This is a genomic window from Anaerophaga thermohalophila str. Valhall (assembly GCF_000250735.1).
Classification (GTDB): domain Bacteria; phylum Bacteroidota; class Bacteroidia; order Bacteroidales; family Marinilabiliaceae; genus Anaerophaga; species Anaerophaga thermohalophila_A.
This window is the reverse complement of sequence record NZ_AHZV01000231.1, coordinates 1-3,953: the sequence shown is the minus strand read 5'-3', so window position 1 is coordinate 3,953 and position 3,953 is coordinate 1. Positions and strand designations below refer to the sequence as shown.

Here is a 3,953-nt window from a genome sequence, read left to right as displayed (position 1 = left end):
CTTTTAAAATCGCCAGCCTAATGTGACGGCCAGTTGGTGGTCTGTGGAGGTCATGTCGGCCGGTTCCTGAACATCGTCAGGAATTTCTTGGGAATAATACAATGAATGTATATAAGTCTCTTTATTGTAAAGATAAGCCAGGTCAATTGTCATATTTCCGGTTCTGAAGCCCAAACCTCCGGTAATATTAAAATGCTTACCGTCCGAATTTAAATAGTCTTCCTGATACGGGTTTTGAAAATAGGCATACCCTCCTCTTAAAGCAACCATCGGTGTAATTTTGTATTCTGCTCCCAACCGAAAGTTGTGAGTGGCACGGAAAGTGTTTTTAATAATTTCATTTAAATTTTTCAGTGCTGATGTTTCCTGAATTTCGTTGTTCTTACTTTTATACTTCATTGAGGCATAATCGGTATATTCATAATCGAATGATATAAGACCCTTGGTTCCGAATATGTATGCAATACTTCCGATTGCTTTCATTGGAGTACGGAAATTGAACGAAAATTCACCCAGGTCTGAGGTCATCTCATAATTGTCGGCATCAAAAAAGTAAGCCATAGCCTGTGTTTCATATTCCATTTTCATTGAATAATAAGTGGGGGTGTGAAAAGCAGCACCTAACCTGAGACTATTTACAGGTTTGAAAATTGCACCTACTTTTAAATTAATTCCGGTTCCGGTAGTCTTTTCATATTCATCGAAATAGAAATCATCAAGAATCTCAAAACCGTTGTTTAACCTGTAATCGATATAAGCATCATAAACTTCATCACTTGCTTGTTCATAGTGTTGCGACTCCTTTTTTTGAGTTAATGTAGCAATGCCAAGGCTGGCGCCTGCATAAAATTTGTTGGCAATATTTGCGCCGAAAGACAAATCAAAAATTCCTGAGTGGCCACTTTCAGTAATCATCTTCTTTTGATTTATTCCGTCAACAGGACCTAACTCCAGAAATCCCTCATCGTTTACAAATTCGTAAGCATGGATATATTCGTAATAGTCACTTTCGGGAACTAATTCAAGAAGTCTTGCATCATAGGCAATCCCGGTATAGAAATCATCCAATTGCTGGGGTGTAAGATCATATGCATTAGCTGCAAACATATACAGCAACGAGGATTCTACCCCATCATGTTGTATATAACTCTTCCTGTTATAGTTATTTGTCCGGTTGTATCCTATTCCAAAGTGAGTACTGACGATCCCGTCAATATTTTCCCGCATCAACCGGGAGGTGCCCACGTATGATATTTGATTAAACGGGACACTAAACTTGTCATCGCTTGAGACCGTTCCGTAATAGTCGCTCTCTGTTGTATTAAAGATTAATGACGGGGTAAATGAGAATTCGCTGCTTCTGTATACTGCAATTCCTGCAGGATTGATGCCAATTGCCGAATAGTCGCCTCCCAACGCTCCCATAGCCCCACCGAGGGCTATGCTCCGCGCTGTTCCTGTGGGACGGTCGTAAGAATAATTAAGCGCATTATCTTCATTTTGCCCTCTCGTCAGGGTGACGACTAAGAACAAACTAAGTATCGAGACAAGAAATTTGTACCTAAACATGTTGATAGTGTTTAAAAACTCCATGCTTCCGATAGGGGAAGCATGGAGTTTGAATTTATGAAATGAGGATGCTTCCATTTTATTATCGACGTCCGCCACGGATTGTACGTCCGCTGCTGGAACCACTGCTCGAACTTCCTGTACTGCGTGTACCGGAAGAGCTGCTGCCTGAGTAAGAACTGCTGCTCCTGCTTGATGAACTGCTGCGATTGAAGCTTGACGATGAAGAGCTCCTCTGAGTTGGGGTGTAGCTTCTGCTTCGAACAGATGATCGTTGTTGTGAGCTGCTTCCAGTGTTGTAGCTTCTGGTTTGCGAACGTACAGAACTCCGGGTGGTTCTATTGGTATTTGAACTTCCCGACTTCAGGTCGTCATCGGAACCGGAGCGACTGGTGCTTCGAACCTGACGTGTATAGCTGCTGGTGCGGTTATACGACGGTTTCGATGCGTTATCGGGTTGACTGTACGTTGGTGTTGAACTTCTTCTCGTTCTTGTTTCCACAGTTCCTGTTGAAGCGCCACTTCCCCGGTAACGACTTATACTCCTTTCTTCCTGTTCATTACCATCGGATTTAAGGGTTGCTGTTCCCCGGATAGCTCTTTGTGTATTACCTTCTGTATTTACCACGGTGGTTGAACCATCAGAGTTACGGATGATTCTTGTACCACTGCGTGTTGTCCTCACCGTTCGTCCGTCATCATCACTTCCACGTTTCAGGGTATTACTCCCCTGAGAAGTTCCTGAATAACGGGTGTTGCTACTCATTGATGGCCTAATTCCCCTGTATACATCCTTTCTGTAGTCCTTGCTGTAATATCTGTCATGATAATAGGGATGGTGCCAATAACTGTAATAGGGTCGGTGATAATACGGCCAGTTGTAATAGCCCCAGCTATAGTAAGGGCTGTAAAAAGGATCGTACCATCCGTATCCGTAATATCCGTAATAATACGGGTCGCCCCAGAATGAACTGTAACCAAAGGAGAAGCTCCATGGTGTACTCCACCGGTCGAACCGATAGCGGTCGTACCACGGATTGCTCCATGTCGGAAATGCATAGGCATAATTACCGTCTACATATACATTCCAGTCGGGGTCATTGAAATAAACAAACTGATCGTAAAGTGGCGACCAATAAGGTATACGGGTAAACGGGCCATGGAAGCGAATCAGCCGTTCGGCATAATCCCTGTCCATTTCGCTTCCGTCAAATCCATTAACCCAGTATCCTGTTTCGTCGTTGTAATAGATCATGGTATCTACTTCCTCTGTATCTTCGTCCGCAAGAATGGAAGCATATTTTTCCTGAATTTCGCTAAAATCGCGTGTGTCTCTTTGCTCACGGTCCAACTCACTGCGTTCGTATTCACGAACCAGTTCTCTCTCTTCTTTTTTAATTTCTTTCTTCTCCTCTTTAGCAATGTCGGGCACCGGAGCAAAAGCCTGCTCCATGTTTTCCTTCGTCAAATCCGGTGCATAATAAATGTCGTCATAATATACTCCGGTTGATGCCATTCGGCCGGTAGTGCATCCACCTGCCACTATCAGCAAAACAGCTGTGGTTGTGATTAATACTAATTTTTTCATAAGGCATCCTCCTGTTGTTTTCTATATGTATTGAAGCAAATTTTATACCAAAAGGTCGATTTTTAACGGTCGGTTGTTAAAAAATGTTTCCTGATATCTAATAGTCTTTACTTTTGACAAATAAGAATGGAATTGGTTGAAGTATGACTAAATAGTGCCTGTCTATAAAGTCAATGGTCAGTTAAAAAAATCCTAAACGCAGAGACGCAATGACGCAAAGTTTTTATTATGAGAGAGTTGTGGCTTATGGAGTTTACTGTGTAAACAATTAATTACCAAACAACTGTAAAAGTTTAACAGAGTATTGTAAAGTAATATTCGTTGCGTTAGGCTTGTCACTTGCATTTTATGGACAGACTCTAAATAGTGTCTGTCCATAAAGTACCATTTGCTGTGTTACGTTCGCGGCCAAAATACTCATTTACTAAAAGTAAACTGCGTTTTTGGCGGCTTCGCAAGCCTTGCAACTGGCACTTGATGGAAAGACACTAAATAAGAAGTCCGGCTATCATTGTTGTGGTTAGATTTTGAGTTTAAGCACCAAAAGCAACAGAATAATTACTGCCGGAGCAACAATAAATATCAGACAGGTTGTTGACATTGCCAATGGTTTTTAGTTTAACCTGCATTATTCATAAATTATCTGTTACGATGCTCAACTATCGGCAAAACACAAGCGTCCTCATCAAATTTGATTTGAAAATAGTGTACTATTTCCAGCATCAAATTTGTCTGCGGTTGCTTGCGTTTTTTGATATTTGAACATCTCATGACGAAAACTTATGAATAAAGCAGG

General features: G+C 41.6%; 2 protein-coding genes. Both read right to left on the bottom strand.

Going from position 1 to position 3,953, the window contains the following annotated elements; translation table 11 throughout:
• Nucleotides 1–3: 3 nt before the first annotated feature.
• Complete coding sequence (locus tag OQ5_RS0112365) at nt 4–1,569, bottom strand: OmpP1/FadL family transporter (protein ID WP_016777788.1); 1,566 nt, start codon at nt 1,567–1,569, stop codon at nt 4–6.
• Between the two features lie 82 nt (nt 1,570–1,651).
• Nucleotides 1,652–3,157: a hypothetical protein gene (locus OQ5_RS0112360; protein ID WP_016777787.1), complete on the bottom strand. Its 1,506-nt coding sequence runs from the start codon at nt 3,155–3,157 to the stop codon at nt 1,652–1,654.
• Nucleotides 3,158–3,953 lie beyond the last annotated feature (796 nt).

Excerpts from the sequence above, each read along its gene's own strand:
- OQ5_RS0112360 (WP_016777787.1), bottom strand. The coding sequence starts at position 3,157 with ATGAAAAAATTAGTATTAATCACAACCACAGCTGTTTTGCTGATAGTG.
- OQ5_RS0112365 (WP_016777788.1), bottom strand. The coding sequence starts at position 1,569 with ATGTTTAGGTACAAATTTCTTGTCTCGATACTTAGTTTGTTCTTAGTC.